The sequence below is a fragment of the Plebeiibacterium marinum genome (assembly GCF_026013615.1).
In the GTDB taxonomy this organism is placed as follows: domain Bacteria; phylum Bacteroidota; class Bacteroidia; order Bacteroidales; family Marinilabiliaceae; genus Saccharicrinis; species Saccharicrinis marinus_A.
Genome location: NZ_JAPDPI010000008.1, coordinates 19,524 through 35,774, shown reverse-complemented (window position 1 = coordinate 35,774; position 16,251 = coordinate 19,524). Strand labels below are relative to the sequence as shown.

Here is a 16,251-nt window from a genome sequence, read left to right as displayed (position 1 = left end):
ACTATGATGAAGGACAATTTGAAAATTGCGATTGTTGATGACAACAAAATATTTAGGGCAGGACTAAGGTTTTTTATTGAAACCAATACCAATTGGGAAATATCTTGCGAAGCTTCCTCTGGTAATGAGTTCATTGAAAAGAGGTGCATGAACATTCCCAACATCGTTTTTATGGATATAAATATGCCGGGTCTGGATGGGCTGCAAACGGCGTCACATTATATATCCAAATATCCTCATCATAACATTAAAGTAATTGCCATAACCATGCACTGCAGCCAATTATTGCTTCAATCATTGAAAGAGCATGGCTTCATGGATTGTGTGCTTAAAAAGGATGTTTACACAGAACTGATCCCAACCGTAGAAAAGGCTATTGCCGGTTAACGATGCATTTTAGGTAGAGCTTGCAAGAAAACTGCTGAAATTTTTGCTAGCCCACCCACACCCCTTTAGGGAATCAAAGGGGTGAGCGCAGGAATCATGAGTTTTCTTGCAGAAACCAGGTATAAATAAGACATTATTTAATTTATAGAGAGATGAAGAGAAGAATAATTACTATTGCATGGGTATTGATGCTGTTGTCTGCAGCTTTTAACGTAAAAGCTCAGGACAACTGGGAACCACAAAAAAGGATTACCGGGTATATTTCAACGGAATTTAATGCTTTTGACGATTTAAAGGGATACGACAATAACTATGGTGTTACCCTGGCCGAAGCCGGATTATTGACCACATACCAACCTACAGAAAACCTCACTTTCAAGGCGGTATTTGTGTACCGTCCTGATTTTTCATTTAACCAAATGTTAAATGAAGCTAACATACAATACAAGCTTGGCGAAAAAACAAACATTAAGGCTGGTCGCTTTTTAACACCCCTAAGCCCTATGAACACTTATTACTATGCTCCTGTGAATTCGAGTGCCACTTTACCGGTATTGGTTTCGAACCACGAGTTTTTCCCACTAAATATGGATGCCGTTTCACTTAACGGACATATTGGGAGCAACCTTACATTTAGTTATGAGGTATTTGCCGGAGGGTACAGAAACACTACCTGGATGAAAACAGGAGCCGTAGGCTTTTTTGGAGATGAAGTGGCCTATTATAAAAACATTATTCAAAGCGACTACACTATACACCAAGGCTACAACAACTCTTATAATGTGGCATTAGGTGGAAATATCAGGTTGGCCTATCAGGATTATATAAAAGTTGGTTTTAATGTTTTTAAACCCAAAAATGAATACATACCGGTGTATTTAACCAAATTTGATATGGTAAAAGAACTGGAGACTGATAAACTTACATATGGTCTGGACTTTAAACTTGCATTAAACAACACCAAAGTAATTGGTGAATTCTGGAATTCTGATTTTTCGATTGGGCCGGATGAAGTAGATTTAAAAGGTTCGTTTATTGAACTAAGCCAAATGATTAATAAGTTCACTCCATATGCGCGCTACGAATACCAAACAACAAACGACATTGAGTTTGAACGTTACACGGCAGGATTAATGTTTAAACCAACATTTGAAAGCAGCTTTAAACTGGAGTACTTACACTACGAGCATAAAGTACAAGATATTGATGGCATGGTACTATCATTTATTTATTCATTTTAACGAAGCGGGTAATCATTTAAAAAAGAACAAAATGAAAAAACTCATACTACTTATAATATTATCCATTACAGCACTAAGCACTGAAGTAATGGCCACATCATTCAAAGTAATTGTTAACACATCAAACAATACCAACAGCATTTCGCAAAAAGAACTGGCACTGGTATTTTTGAAGAAACACAAAAAATGGGACAACGGAATTGAGATAACCCCAATAGATCAAAAAGCCAATGCCAACGTAAGGGAAACCTTTTCAACAGAAGTTTTCAACAAAAAAGTGGCAGCCATTAGAAGCTATTGGCAAAAGGCTATATTCTCCGGAATGACTACTGCTCCGATTGAAAAGGATTCCGACAAGGAAGTTGTAGACTACGTAAAAAACAATAAAGGCGCCATTGGCTATGTATCTGATGATGCCAATTTAAGCGGTGTTAAAGTAATCACAATAATAGAGTAAATTTTACCCAATCAACATTTACTCATCCTCCTGGGTTCGGTTACAATAATTGGACCCGGATCAAATAGTTAGTTGCAAACACCACCTTAGGACAGGAGTCTTTTGGTGGTGTTTTTTTATTTTATTCAAAATAGAAATATTGGACCAGTAACTAAAGTACAGTCGGAAGAAAAAAAGATTTATTTACATGCTGTATCGAAACCTATGGTTGAAAAACCTCTTTTCTAAAAAGTATATCTGACCATAAAATTTCCTGCCCCAACACTATAACTCAAATAGTCGTTCCGTTTTTCTTTTTTATGCATTGAAGGAACAATAAACCCAATAGCACTTCCTACCAATGCCCCAACCAGAATATCGGTAGGATAATGGTTTCCCGACTTATAGCGCAGATAGCCTGTAGTTGAAGCCAATGCCAGGCTTGATCCCCATATCACTTTGCTGAAAGTATTTTTTCCATATATATCGCTGTAGGTTTTAGATAGGAATACGGCCGATGCAAATGCCATGGCCGTATGACCCGACCAAAACGAATCGAAACCATTATTATACTTCATCTGGTTTTGCTTATCTTCCATACTAACATCAGGATTATATAAGTATGGTCTGATTCTTTGCGCCATGGTTTTGGATAAATCAGTTAATCCAAAGGTAAGCATGGCCACTTCAAGGTACATAGCCCCATAAATAAAGCTGTGCCCAAACTGGGTTTGTACCCCGCTGTTTACCACCATAAGCGAGGGTGCAAAAAGCAACAGTCCCCGGGTAAAGTCGCTTCCTTTGTGCAATCCCTGGTTCCAGTTATAGGTTGCCCCCCGGTTTAAACTGCTAATATCAGTCCTTTGCAAGCTACTGATTTCATCATAGGACATTGGTGTGGCACTTTCCCTGCTGTCAGCCACAAGTTTGGCAGATACGCCCATGCCTAAAATAAAGAAATCGGACTTTTTAAGTTTGTAAGGAAACTTGGCCAATTGACAACATAGTAAAGAAGGTAAGCAAATTAATGTAATTAAAAAGATTGATCTCATCGCCGCTCTGCACTCCATATCAAAAAATCTTTTGTTATTAATTCCCTGAACGTTATCCTTGTGTGATAACTGCTTGATTTAACGCAAAAAGATCGACAAAGGTTATAGCTTGGATGAAATTTTTCTTGACTAATTTCGGGATGAACTGTATTTTGTAGCGTTTCAACCGACATTATTACGGGTTCAACTGTATCACAAGGGAAAAAGTATGTGACATACACTGTACTTTCTTCAGTCCATATAAATATGCCATATTCAGGCATAAAAAAACCGGGATTGAAAAATCAATCCCGGCTTTATATTTCGATTTCCGTTAAGAATCTGTTTTAATGCCTAATTCCTTGAGTTCCTGTGTGGAAACTGCAGGAGGCATTTCTTTGTTTTCTATTTTTTTCACAACCAATTTAGCAGCTTTTTCTGCGTCTTGTTGGCTATAAAAGGCCTTTTTGCCTTGAACTCCAGGGATCACATCCTGATGGATAAAAACCTTACCATTTACAGAGATGTCATAACCCCAACCATTATCTACTTCAATAATGGTATATTCAATATGATACTTCTTTTTGTTTTTACAACTAAAACCAGTAAAGCAAATAACAAAAAGAATAAGAATAGAAACAAACTTAGTCTTTGTTCTCATATTCTTCATCTGGCTCAAAATACCACATGTCGTCAAAAGAGTAACTTCCGTTACCACCTGTTGCTACCCAACCTACGTTGTTCACAGTAAAAGCAATAGCTCCTGAACGTGCAGCACCTTCAAAATCGGTTTTTTGATCCCATGTATCTGTCATTGGATCCCATTCCCATGTTTGGTTTGTTAAACCACCTTGACTTCCTGTTGCTAAATAAGCTTTTCCATCCATGGTAAACACAACAGCACTATATCTTTGAATATCGTAGTCATAATCATCATCGTAACCAGAATCTGTATAATCAGAGATTCTTCTTTTTGCAACCCATGCGTTGTTAGCTACATCGTACTCATAAAAATCGTCGTGTGATGTACCATTATCGAATCCACTCAATAAATAAGCTTTTCCATCAAGTACAAAACTCATTGCAAACCTTCTTTTCTTAGGTACATTTGAAATTGCTGTCCATGTATCTGTTGAAGGGTTGTATGAAAAGAAGTCACTCTTGTTTTCATCATCATCTTCTCCGGTACCCACATAACCAATATTATCCAGGCAGAAAGCAGTAGCACCTCTTCGTGCTGTTCCTTTGAAATCTGATTTTTGAGTCCAACCTGTTGCAGGGTCGTACTCATAAAAATCTTTTAATTTAGCATCATCTTCATCACTTCCTGTACCAACATAACCCTTAGTATCAGTTGCAAAAGCTACCGCTCTGTTTCTTGCTACCCCAGGAAGGTCCTCAATTTGAGTCCATTGTATTGAAATTTGGGTTTCAGGAGTTCCGGAGATTCGTAATTTCCAAAAGTCATTGAACTTTTCGTCATCATCATAATCGTATCCTGTACCAACATATACATCATCGCCTATAGTAAACGAAACTGCATCTGACCGTACTTTACCACTAAAGTCACCATATTCTACCCAGTTTCCTAAATAATCATCGTCATCATCAGAACAACTGGTAAAACATAAGCTACCCATCAAAAGAGCTGAGATAAAAAATATTGACTGCTTTAACATTGTGTTTAAATTCAAAATTATTATTATAAATTTTCTCTTGCGATTATATAACTAATAAACCACTTTGACCAACTCCTTAAAAACTTTAACCTGAAATTAACTTTTTAAAAATTTATCAAACTGGTTTGTTGCATTAACCCTTAAAAATCTGCGCTAATATAGACATATTATCTTAAAGTTATAAACTACATCTTAAATTAATTCTATTATAACAACGACATTGAAACGGGTTCATTGTTGGCAGATACAATTTTTTTTGCACCTTTGTCGTTGTTTTTACAATACAGGCGGTAACGCAGTATATTAAAGCATTTGTTTACGAATTTTTATTAAAAAAAGCATGCATAAATATCTATTTATATGTAGTGTAATTTTAATTGCCATTTGTTTTGCTTGTGGCGATCAAAGTTTAGATGAAATATCTACTCCGATGGGAGAAGAGTATATTGATAATAGTGCAGGGATTGTAATGATCGATACATTCTCTATCAGTATGAGTACGGCAATCCTTGATTCGGTTGGCACATCTCAAACAGGAACGGCATTGGTTGGGAGTTTCTCTCATCCTCAGTTAGGCAATGTTCATTCCGATGCTATTTTCAGGATGACAACACCCGGCAAACAGGTATTGGATGAAGATGATATATATGACAGTATTGAATTTTGCATTAAGTATGATGGCTATTATTTGGGCGATACAATTAGTGAACATTCATTTACTGTTAACGAGGTTGCATCTGATCTTATTGATATGAAAAAAGACCAAGAGGTTAATAATGTAAAATATAACTTCTACAACACAACCAGAGTCTTGGCAAAACGCGAACTGGGTTCTTTTTCTACCAGCTTCAGCAAAGTGTCGGATACTGATACAATCAAAATTCCTTTAGACAAAGAGTTTGGAAGGGATTTATTTGAAATGTTTAAAAGGCGTACAGATACTATTGAACAGTCATCATTGTTTTTAGATTTCTTTAGAGGAATTGTTCTAAAAAGTAACCGGGAAACAAACAATACTATAATTGGTTATGATGCATCCGAATCCATCTGCATGAAGATTTTCTACCACAGAACAATGGATCAAAGAGTGGACAAGGAAATTGTATTTAAAGCAGAAAGTTCGGCCTATCAATTTAACAGCATTGAAACAGAAGATGCTTCAGATGGTTCTGGTATTTATACTCTTTTGGATAATGAAAACATTGATATTGATATAAATAGTAAAGATTTAAATGATATTTGCTATGTTCAGGGCGGAACCGGTATTTTAACCAAATTTGAATTCCCCGGCCTCAAGCGGGCTGAGATGTTACCTGCCTTAAATCAGATCATTAAAGCGGAGTTAATTTTGGTACCTACAGCTAATGTGGAAGATGATTTTAACACCCTGCTATCAAATCTTGCTGTATATGAATCGGACACAAAAAATGCAAGAAAGGACCAATTGACAACTAATTCGGGCGATGTTGTATATATGCAATTAAACGACAACTTTTTGGATGAAGAAGAGAACCCATATTATTCTATAGATATTACCAGACAATTTGTTACCGAGCTTTTAGACGGCGTTTATGATGATGACTTCTCGTTTTTGGTTGGTCTGCCTGGTACACTTGAAGGATCTACGGTAACTACTCTTTCTTTTGGAGGACATAATAATCAGGATAAAGATTTTGAACCTAAGTTAAGACTATATACATATTATTATAAAGACAGCTATGATGATTAAGACAAAGCTATTATATATAATTTTAATAATTTCCCTTCCTGCAGCGCTGTTAGGACAAACAGGTGCGCCTTCGGCATACACTAATTTTGGAATAGGGTCAATAAATAATTCAGGCCTGGTTAAAAACCAGGGTATGGGTGGTACTGGTATGGCTATTCAAACAGATAACTTTATCAATGCCTTAAACCCCGCTTCATTAACTGGCATCGATAGTTTGAATATGCTTATCGATATGGGATTACGCGTTAATTTCACTAACTATAAAACCAATGAAGGTAACGGCGATGCTATTTCCGGTGGATTGCACAATATTTCACTGGCATTCCGTTCTGCCAAAAATTTGTATACCAGCTTCGGGTTATCGCAAGTGTCTTCTGTAGGATATAATGTAGCAACTACATCTACCATTGAGGGCTCTATGGACATCATTGGCAAAGAGTACAAAGGCACCGGAGGTGTTAATGAAGTTTATTTAAGTAATGCTGTTGGCATAGGAAAGAATTTTGCCCTGGGTTTGAAACTGTCATACCTGTTTGGAGGTATCGAAAAAACTGAAGTATTTTCTTCAAGCGTTATTGGAGGTGCACTTAGTGTTGAATACACCGACTATGTGCAACAGTTTAAGTTTGAACCGGGATTTCAATACAGGGTTAACGTATTTGATCAGGAAATTAGTGTGGGAGCAACTTATAGCCCGGAAGTGGATTTTGCAACCAATCGTTCAGTAACAACATCATCGTCGAGCGGTGCAGGGATCAATGAAGATATTGATGATGGCACAGACTATAAGATACCCGTTAATATGGCAGGGGGTGTTGCCTGGGCAAATAAAAGAGGTTTAAAGATTGCAGCCGATTATAGGTTTCAGGAATGGAGCAGCGTAAGCTATAAAAGCAGGGCTGCCGATTTAAAAGACAGCCACCGTTTTAGTATGGGAGCTGAGTTTAGAAACCGTGAAACAAAAAGAGCTAACCCGTTTTTGTACCAACTTGGCGGATATGTTGAAGATTCGTATATAAAAGTTGAAGGGAATTCTATTATTGATACAGGAATCAGTGCAGGAATTGGTATCCCGATGAGAAATAGCCGTTCGTACTTCAATATTAATCTAAACTATGGCCGCAGAGGACCACGGGGAGGTGATTTGATTAAAGAAAACTATTTTGGAATTAACCTGAGCTTATCGATGGTTGAATTCTGGTTTATGAAGCGTCAGTTCGACTAGAAGAAGATATTTAAGCTGAGAAAATAGATTATTAGACTATTAAATATATAATCGCATTTAGGGATCATTTTCCTGAATGCGATTTTTTTTGAAATATATCTTTTTTAAATTCGTTGGATTTTAAAATACAGAATTATGTCGATCAAAAAACATATCCCAAACACCATTACCAGTCTAAATTTATTCTGTGGCGCGTTGGCAGCTTTCTTTGCCTTTAACGGAAAAATTGATGTGGCCGCATTCTTTGTTTTTGCCGGGGCTCTATTTGATTTCTCGGATGGTTTTGCTGCCCGTATGTTAAAAGCCTACTCTCCAATAGGAAAAGAGTTGGATTCTTTAGCAGATATGATAAGCTTTGGTTTTGCACCCATGGCTATTTTACATGCCATGCTAAAACAAATTGTTATGGGCGATATGGAAGGGGATATGTTTCAGTATGATTTGATTTCAATAGCCTTTGTTTTGTCGCCTTTTATCGTAACTGTATTTTCCGGATTAAGGTTGGCAAAGTTTAACGTTGATACGCGCCAGACAGAAAGTTTTATTGGTCTTACCACAACAGCTACAGGAATGTTTCTTTCTTCGTTGGGATATGTATTTGTTCACGACAATGGTATGTTCAGCGGACTTGTTCATAACCAATGGCTGCTACTGTCTTTTGTTCCGATCTTCTGCTTCCTTTTAGTTTCCGAAATCCCCATGTTTTCATTAAAGTTTAAAAACTTCAAACTGCTGGAAAACATCGACAGGTATATCCTTTTGCTATGCAGCCTTGCCTTTATAGTTTATTTTGGCATTGGAGGTATTGCTTTGGTTATTGCCTTGTATGTAGCATTCTCTATAGTGAAGTTAATAGTGAAGTGAGCATGCTTACTTTATTGCAATTTGGTTTGTCCCCCTATGGTATGACAAGCATATGTCGTCGTACTTACTATGGTATTATATTTTTGTCGTTTTTTGCGTTTTTTTGTGAATATCGGCTCTATTTTACACCTTTGGGGCTCGATCCTGATTATACCTAAAAATCATTCCACCTCATAAACAACATGTTACAAGCGAAAAAGTTACTATAAAATTACAGTATTTTATTTGCATACCCTGTTTTGGGAACAAAGGAGTTAACACTGGGGGCTCACTACAAACCAGGAATTTCCTTGCTGATTTTGTATAAAAAATGCCCTGAGACATTTTCTCCCAGGGCATAGTATATTATTGCGTCATATAAACCGCCATCTGCTAAAGTGTAGCGTCCCATATGCTTTGAGCTATCTAAATATCAAAATTATCCTTTGATTCTTCCAGTTGAGCTTCCTGTTTCTCAAATTTATTGATAAACCATTTTACAGCCTGGTAACTTATTACTATTAATAAAGGCCAGCTCAAATACCATAATATCTCACTTAAGTATTTCATGTTTTTTTGTAAGATTAGAGATATTAGATTAGAGATAACAGACTACTCGTTAAAGTCTTTTGTCTATTATCTTTACTCTAAAAATCTAATTAGTAAATATGTATATCGTCCGATTCTATTTCTTCCTGATCTATTTTTCTGTTGTTAATTGCCCTCCAGGCATACCATATATATGCCAGCACAAAAGGAATAAACAATGATACATAGCTCATTGCCGTTAGGGTAAAATGGCTTGAGCTGGCATTTTCAATGGTTAAAGAACTCTGCAGGTTCGATACCGAAGGATAAAACGAAGTATTGTTATATCCTGCCAGCAGAAGAAGCATCAATACGGTAACCACAGTTCCTGAGCCTGCAAACCAAATGCCTTTTGTGTTATCCTTTATCAGGCTTGAAATGATTCCCCAAAGAACCAATACTACCCCAACTAAAAAGCCTATTAATACCACTGGCATTTCAATAAGGTTGTTAAAGTATTTATAAGACTGCATATAAACTTCCTTAGATTCAGGGTTTACTGCAAAACCATCTCTAAACAATAACCAAATGGTAAAGGTTAAAAAGAATATGACAAAAGGAACACCGTTGATCATGAGTTGCTTTTTGCTTCTTTCAAGAATTTCTTTATGGTCAACAGCATTCATAAAATATAGAATAGCTAATACCCGGGCCAAAAAGAAAACAGTTAAACCAAGCGAAAGGTTATGAACATTTAAAGCAGCCTCTAAACCATGAAAAGAGGTATCCCACTTTGATTGGTTAAAATCGTTTACCGAAAAATTGGAGCCGGTAAAAAAAGTAGCTACTGCCGTGCCAATAAATATAGTTCCCACCAAACCGTTGATAAACAAAAACGTTTCGTAGGTTTTAGGACCATAAACATTACTGGGTCTATTTCGGAATTCATATGCAATAGCCTGAATTACAAAAGCAAACAGAATGATCATCCATACCCAGTAGGCACCACCAAAACTGGTACTGTAAAACAATGGGAATGAAGCAAAAAATGCCCCACCAAAAGTAACCAGGGTAGTAAACGTAAATTCCCATTTCCGTCCCAGGGCATTGACCAATATCGTTTTTTCATCTTTAGTTTTTCCTAAGGTGCTAATCAGCGTTTGCCCTCCTTGTACAAACATCAGGAATACCAGTATAGCCCCCAACAGGGATACTAAAAACCACCAATACTGCTGTAGTGCTAAATGTGATAAATTTTCAAACATTATATTTTCCCTCCTTCTTTTTTAGGTCCGATTTTAATTTGCTTGGTAAGAATTTTCACCTCTGCTATCAATAGCGAAGTAAAAGTCAGGGCAAAAAGCCAGAATGTAACCATAACCGATCCACTGTCAATTTGTGATACGGCCCTTGAGGTAGTCATCAAATCCTGTATTACCCAGGGCTGGCGTCCTACTTCGGCAACAATCCATCCGGCTTGAGATGCTATATAAACCAGGGGAATTGACCATACTGCAGTCCATAACACTATCTTATTATCTGCCAGTTTGTTTTTAAATATCAACCATAAAAGTATAATGAATAATAGCAGGAAGTGCCCTCCTAATATTACCATAATATGGAATGAATAAAATGAAATGGATATCGGAGGGATAATTTTAAATGCATTCTTCTCCAACTGAGCCTCGTCTTCGGCATAATAGGCACCATATCCAAAATACTGAAAATAGTTATCCATCCAGTTTTGGTCATTAAACTTAGCTTTTAATGATGCCAGTTCGGGCAAGCCTTCTTTCTGCGCTTTTTTATAGGCAGCCAGGGTTTGCTGGGCTTCATAACCTCTTTGTATCTTTTCTTTGTACGACATAATGCCATGTTTCTCGTTGCCAAGGATAAGATCCTTTATACCGGGCACAAAGGCGTCAGCTTTTAAAAAAGCCATGTACGAAAGCATATTGGGGATTTCAATCTTGATCTTAAAATCTTCTTTGGCAGTTTTATCCATAGGGTCATCCTGCGGATCACCAATAAGTCCAATGGCAACTAAGGGGGCATTGGTTTTTCCTTCATAAAGGGCTTCCATGGCAGCAAATTTCATAGGCTGCTTTTCAGCCATCTCACGGGCAGAACTATCCCCGCTGGCAATGAGCATAATTGATGCAATAATCCCAAAAGTGGAGGCTATAACAATACTTTTCTTGGCAAATAGTATCTCGCGCTTTTTAAGAAGGTACCAGGAGCTTACTCCTACAACAAATATGGCGGCCAAAACAAAACCAGAAGTTGTGGTGTGTAAAAACTTGGTAACGGCGCTGGGCGACAAAAACACATCCCAGAAGTTAACCATCTCCATGCGGGCAGTATCCGGATTGAATTTCATTCCCACAGGATCCTGCATCCAGGCATTAGCCACCAGAATCCAGACAGCGGAAAGATTGGCCCCTATGGCAGTTAACCATGTGGATGTTAAGTGGAACTTTTTGCTCACCTTTCCCCAGCCAAAAAACATAACGGCAATAAAGGTGCTCTCCATAAAAAAGGCCATGATACCTTCAATGGCCAGTGGAGCCCCAAAGATGTCTCCTACAAACCAGGAGTAGTTGCTCCAGTTGGTTCCAAACTCAAATTCGAGGATAATTCCCGTTGCCACACCAATAGCAAAGTTTATCCCGAAAAGTTTCATCCAATATTTGGTAATCCGTTTCCATTCCGGGTTTCCGGTTTTAACGTAGAGTGTTTCCATAAAGGCTACAATAAAGCCCAGGCCGAGAGTCAACGGCACAAAAATCCAGTGATACATAGCCGTAAGCGCAAATTGTGCACGGGACCAGTTCACCAGAGTAAGATCAATAGATTCGAACATTTATTTATTGTTTTATGGGTTTGTTAATTGCTCAATTACATAATCGGCCCTTTCATTGTCCGATGAAAAATCCTTTTTTAATTTATTCTGGAAAAAGAATATTTTGAAAATAACAAATATGATGAAAAGCTTTAACAGGATAATAAACCATATTGACCTGGCCCATTGGGGCAGGTTTTTAAATCCATCCATATAAAAATCAATTATCCTTTTCAATGTGTGTTTTTCTTATTTGTTAGTTTTTGTTCTGATATAGGTAACAAGTATAATAGAAAATTGTTGATGTTGATATTAAAATTAACAAATGTTTTTATCAGTCGATTCAAAAAGTTGCCCTTATTTTGATGATGCATTTATGGATACAATAAGAACATTTCAACATTCAATTTGTATCTTTGCGCATAGCTTTTTAGGTGATAAAATAAATGATAGATCAGAGTACGGTAGATAGGATTGTAGAAACATCACAGGCTCAAATTGTTGATGTGGTTTCTGAATTTGTTTCCTTAAAGAAACGGGGGATCAATTATATTGGCAATTGCCCTTTTCATAATGAAAAAACACCTTCATTTATTGTGTCGCCTCACAAAGGGATATACAAATGTTTCGGTTGTGGCAAAGGAGGAAATGCGGTCAACTTTTTAATGGATGTTGAGCAGGTATCGTTTATTGATGCCATTAAACAGTTGGGTAAGAAATTCCATATCCATATAGAAGAAAAGGAACTTAGCCCGGCACAGCAGCAAGTAAAAAACGACAGGGAAAGTATGATGGCCGTGTCGGCTTTTGCACAAAAGTACTTTTCGTATATGTTGCACAAATCCGATGAAGGACGCTCTGTGGGGCTTTCCTATTTGCGCGACAGGGGTTTCAGGGATGATATCATTGCCAAGTTTGAACTGGGGTATTCTCCTGAAAACAGGACGGCACTGACGGATGAAGCGCTGAAAAACAGTTATAAACTGGAGTTCCTGGAAAAAACAGGATTAACAATAGTAAGGGACAATTATAAAGCTGACCGATTCAGGGGCAGGGTAATTTTCCCCATTCATAGTATCTCAGGTAAGCCAACCGCTTTTGGAGGCAGGGTTTTAAAAACGGATGCTAAAACCGCTAAATACCTGAACTCCCCGGAATCGGAGATTTACCACAAAAGCAAAATTTTATATGGTATTTACCAGGCCAAGCAGGAAATAACCAGAAAGGACAGGTGTTTTCTGGTGGAGGGATATACTGATGTTATCTCTTTTCACCAGGCCGGCATCATCAATGTGGTAGCCTCATCTGGTACAGCCTTAACGGTTGACCAGATACGCCTGATTGCCCGCTTTACACCGAATATAACCATTATTTATGATGGCGACCCGGCAGGTATTAAAGCCTCGTTACGGGGGATTGACCTCGTGCTGGAACAAGGCATGAATGTTAAGGTTCTTCTTTTACCCGAAGGTGAAGACCCGGATTCCTTCTCAAAAAACCGCAATACAGAACAGCTGCAAAAATATATTGATGAGAACGAAGGGGATTTTATTAAGTTTAAAACAGGAATCCTATTAAAGGATGCCCAAAACGACCCGGTAAAACGAGCCCAGTTGGTACAAGATATTGTAAGATCTATATCTGTAATACCGGAACCCTTTATCAGGGGTGAATATATAAAGGAATGTAGTTCCCTTCTTCAGGTTCGCGAACAGGTATTGTATGATGAGATTGGGAAGCTGACACGAAAAAAGCGTGAAGAAGGATATAAAAACCAGATGCAGGCCAATGAGCCACCACCTGAAGCACTATATCCTGAATTAGCAAATGCTGCTTTGTCAACGCAAAATCCGTACGAGTTGGAAGAGCGTGAAATTGTCCGGTATGTTATCATGTATGGCGAACGTATGTTGCTCAATGAGGAAGAGTTTCCAAATGAGGAAAACATACGGGTGGGTGATTTTATTATTTCCCAATTAAAGGCAGATGACCTGGAAAGCGTAAATCCCATGTACAATAAAATCCTTAAACTCTATGAGGATAATTGTAATAATCAAGGATTTGTGGCAGCAGATTTCTTTGTCAGGCATTTGGAGAAAGAGGTGAGCCAACTAGCTTCTGATTTTTTGAGTCAGGAAAAAGTGCTGAGCAAAATCCACCAAAAGCGGGGTGCTGTAAATGTTGAAGAAGAGCATGTTTTAGGTGTGGTAGTACCCAAAAATGTATATGAACTAAAGTTGAAAAAAACACAAAAGCTTTTGGAAACCTGCCTGAAGAAGATGAAAGATATAAAGAGCGATGATATTGAAGGGCAGACAGAGCTGATGCAAAAAATAGCATTACTAAATAAAGTAAAGTCCTTACTGGCAAAAGAGCTGGGCAACAGGGCAATAGTATAGAATACTAATGTATTGAGTAAATCTCATACCCTCCTGTCTGATCATACAACAGACAGGTTATCAGGTATCTGAAAATCTATAAAAAACAATATATTTATAACATGAAGACTGTAGAACATTTAGATCAGGAAAGAATAGAAGCCATTATTAGAAAGTGTGATGTGTGTTTTGTTGGTGTTGTTGATGGTGATGTTCCCTATGTATTGCCAATGAACTTTGGGTATAAAGATAACGTGATATACATACACTCAGCTCCTGAGGGTAGGATTATCGATATTTTAAAGAAGAACAATAATGTTTGTGTCACTTTCAGCACCGATCATGAACTGGCCTTTCAGCACCCTGAAGTAGCCTGTAGCTACCGGATGAAATCGAAAAGCGTTGTGGCATGGGGTAAAGTGAAATTTCAGGATAATTTTGGCAAGAAAGAAGAGGCTCTAAATATATTGATGGAACAGTATTGCGATAAGAAATTTAAATACTCAAACCCGGCCATCAGGAATGTAAAAATATGGGAAATTGCTATTGATAAGGTTTCGTGTAAGGAGTTTGGTGCCCCACATGAAAAGTATAAAGGCGATGATTCGGTAAAAAGGACTTTTTAATAAAAGTAAGCATAACAGTTAACTGATAATTGTTAATTGCTAGTTGTTAATTGATAATTGTAAAACATGGTTCTGAATTATATCTGGATTGCTTTTTTTTTAATTGCCTTTGTAGTAGCCCTCATCCGGTTAATATTTTTCGGGGATATGGATATATTCCCCGAATTGATGAACTCCACTTTTTCGAATGCAAAAACCGGTTTTGAAATTTCCCTCTGGCTAACCGGGGTGCTTTCTCTTTGGCTGGGATTTATGAAAATTGGAGAACAAGGGGGTGTGGTCAGGGTGCTTTCCCGTATCATTAGTCCATTATTCAACCGTTTGTTCCCTTCATTACCTAAAAACCACCCGGTTTTTGGAACTATAATGATGAACCTTTCGGCCAATATGCTGGGTTTGGACAATGCCGCCACCCCTATGGGACTTAAGGCCATGAGTCAATTACAGCAAGAAAATGACTCAAAGGAAACTGCCAGCAATGCACAAATCATGTTCCTGGTATTAAACACATCAGGACTTACTATCATCCCTGTGAGTATAATGGTATACCGTTCGCTCGAAGGTGCGGCAAACCCTGCCGATATTTTTATACCCATATTGTTGGCTACATTCTTTTCAACTCTGGCTGGCATACTATCAGTTGCCTTTGTGCAGAAAATAAAATTATTCGACAAAGTAATTATGGGTTATCTGGGTGGGCTGACCGCAGTTATTTGCGGATTAATTTATTGGTTATCTACTTTGCCTAAGGAGCAAATAAAAACATTATCCCTGGTAGGATCCAATGTAATTCTCTTTTCTATAATTATTTTGTTTCTGCTTGCGGCTATCCGAAAACGGGTTAACGTATACGAAGCCTTTATCGAAGGGGCAAAGGAAGGCTTTCAGATAGCCGTTAAAATCATCCCCTATTTGGTAGCCATATTGGTTGCCATTGGTTTGTTCAGGACTTCCGGAGCTATGGATTTTATTATTGATGGCATTAAGGAGTTTTGTTTGTTTATAAATATTGACACCAGGTTTGTTGATGCTTTGCCTACAGCATTAATGAAACCCTTGAGCGGAAGTGGGGCAAGAGGTATGATGCTGGAACTGTTTAGCAACCCAGATTTTGGGGTGGATTCTTTTGCTGCTAAACTGGCTTCAACCGTGCAGGGTGCAACGGATACCACATTTTATATCATTGCTGTGTATTTTGGCTCGGTGGGTATTAAGAAAACCCGTCATGCTATTAGTTGCGGATTGATAGCCGATTTTGCAGGGATAGTTGCCTCCATTATTATTGGATATATGTTTTTTGGTTAAC

16 protein-coding genes are annotated in these 16,251 nt (G+C 37.8%); 9 read left to right on the top strand and 7 right to left on the bottom strand.

The genetic code is table 11. The features are described 5' to 3' along the window. Nucleotides 1–3: 3 nt before the first annotated feature. The 3 genes from OM074_RS05715 to OM074_RS05705 all read left to right on the top strand — a co-directional run bounded on the left by OM074_RS05715 (nt 4) and on the right by OM074_RS05705 (nt 2,085). Nucleotides 4–387: a response regulator gene (locus OM074_RS05715; protein ID WP_301198362.1), complete on the top strand. Its 384-nt coding sequence runs from the start codon at nt 4–6 to the stop codon at nt 385–387. Between the two features lie 152 nt (nt 388–539). Further along, nucleotides 540–1,628 carry a hypothetical protein gene (locus OM074_RS05710; protein WP_301198361.1) on the top strand — a complete coding sequence of 363 codons (1,089 nt, stop codon included), beginning with the start codon at nt 540–542 and terminating at the stop codon, nt 1,626–1,628. A gap of 31 nt (nt 1,629–1,659) precedes the next feature. After that, complete coding sequence (locus OM074_RS05705) at nt 1,660–2,085, top strand: substrate-binding domain-containing protein (protein WP_301198359.1); 426 nt, start codon at nt 1,660–1,662, stop codon at nt 2,083–2,085. 224 nt (nt 2,086–2,309) lie between these two features. Here the strand turns inward: OM074_RS05705 and OM074_RS05700 are convergent, their stop codons facing one another. The 3 genes from OM074_RS05700 to OM074_RS05690 all read right to left on the bottom strand — a co-directional run bounded on the left by OM074_RS05700 (nt 2,310) and on the right by OM074_RS05690 (nt 4,774). Further along, the gene (locus OM074_RS05700; protein WP_301198357.1) at nt 2,310–3,059 is read right to left on the bottom strand and encodes a phosphatase PAP2 family protein; all 750 of its coding nucleotides are present in this window, start codon (nt 3,057–3,059) and stop codon (nt 2,310–2,312) included. Nucleotides 3,060–3,429: 370 nt separating this feature from the next. Beyond that, nucleotides 3,430–3,756 carry a DUF4907 domain-containing protein gene (locus OM074_RS05695; protein ID WP_301198355.1) on the bottom strand — a complete coding sequence of 109 codons (327 nt, stop codon included), beginning with the start codon at nt 3,754–3,756 and terminating at the stop codon, nt 3,430–3,432. Beyond that, nucleotides 3,740–4,774: a Kelch repeat-containing protein gene (locus OM074_RS05690; RefSeq protein WP_301198353.1), complete on the bottom strand. Its 1,035-nt coding sequence runs from the start codon at nt 4,772–4,774 to the stop codon at nt 3,740–3,742. Before OM074_RS05690 ends, OM074_RS05695 begins: the two co-directional genes overlap by 17 nt. Before the next feature lie 340 nt (nt 4,775–5,114). Here OM074_RS05690 and OM074_RS05685 point away from each other — a divergent pair, with 340 nt between their 5' ends. From OM074_RS05685 to OM074_RS05675, 3 genes are all read left to right on the top strand, one after another. Then, nucleotides 5,115–6,503 (top strand): DUF4270 family protein, encoded by a 1,389-nt coding sequence (locus OM074_RS05685; protein WP_301198351.1) that lies wholly within the window; start codon nt 5,115–5,117, stop codon nt 6,501–6,503. Next, complete coding sequence (gene bamG / locus OM074_RS05680) at nt 6,493–7,728, top strand: BamG family beta-barrel-assembly machinery protein (RefSeq protein ID WP_301198349.1); 1,236 nt, start codon at nt 6,493–6,495, stop codon at nt 7,726–7,728. The genes OM074_RS05685 and bamG overlap by 11 nt, the downstream gene beginning before the upstream one ends. A gap of 135 nt (nt 7,729–7,863) precedes the next feature. After that, nucleotides 7,864–8,592, top strand: a complete 729-nt coding sequence (locus OM074_RS05675) for a CDP-alcohol phosphatidyltransferase family protein (RefSeq protein ID WP_301198348.1) — start codon at nt 7,864–7,866, stop codon at nt 8,590–8,592. Nucleotides 8,593–8,997: 405 nt separating this feature from the next. On the opposite strand, the gene OM074_RS05670 is transcribed toward OM074_RS05675, so the two are convergent. The 4 genes from OM074_RS05670 to OM074_RS05655 form a co-directional block, all read right to left on the bottom strand. Beyond that, a complete protein-coding gene (locus OM074_RS05670; protein WP_301198347.1) occupies nt 8,998–9,141 on the bottom strand; it encodes a hypothetical protein in 144 nt (47 codons plus the stop codon). A gap of 89 nt (nt 9,142–9,230) precedes the next feature. Beyond that, nucleotides 9,231–10,364 carry a cytochrome d ubiquinol oxidase subunit II gene (gene cydB / locus OM074_RS05665; protein WP_301198346.1) on the bottom strand — a complete coding sequence of 378 codons (1,134 nt, stop codon included), beginning with the start codon at nt 10,362–10,364 and terminating at the stop codon, nt 9,231–9,233. Next, nucleotides 10,364–11,962: a cytochrome ubiquinol oxidase subunit I gene (locus OM074_RS05660; protein WP_301198345.1), complete on the bottom strand. Its 1,599-nt coding sequence runs from the start codon at nt 11,960–11,962 to the stop codon at nt 10,364–10,366. The genes cydB and OM074_RS05660 overlap by 1 nt, the downstream gene beginning before the upstream one ends. A gap of 12 nt (nt 11,963–11,974) precedes the next feature. Further along, a complete protein-coding gene (locus tag OM074_RS05655) occupies nt 11,975–12,178 on the bottom strand; it encodes a DUF4492 domain-containing protein (RefSeq protein WP_301198344.1) in 204 nt (67 codons plus the stop codon). A 209-nt stretch (nt 12,179–12,387) separates the two neighbouring features. Here OM074_RS05655 and dnaG point away from each other — a divergent pair, with 209 nt between their 5' ends. From dnaG to OM074_RS05640, 3 genes are all read left to right on the top strand, one after another. Next, entirely contained in the window at nt 12,388–14,340 is a 1,953-nt protein-coding gene (gene dnaG / locus OM074_RS05650; protein WP_301198343.1) for a DNA primase, read from the top strand. 101 nt (nt 14,341–14,441) lie between these two features. Next, nucleotides 14,442–14,945: a pyridoxamine 5'-phosphate oxidase family protein gene (locus tag OM074_RS05645; protein ID WP_301198342.1), complete on the top strand. Its 504-nt coding sequence runs from the start codon at nt 14,442–14,444 to the stop codon at nt 14,943–14,945. 66 nt (nt 14,946–15,011) lie between these two features. Further along, complete coding sequence (locus tag OM074_RS05640) at nt 15,012–16,250, top strand: nucleoside recognition domain-containing protein (protein WP_301198341.1); 1,239 nt, start codon at nt 15,012–15,014, stop codon at nt 16,248–16,250. The last annotated feature ends 1 nt before the right edge of the window (nt 16,251 follow it).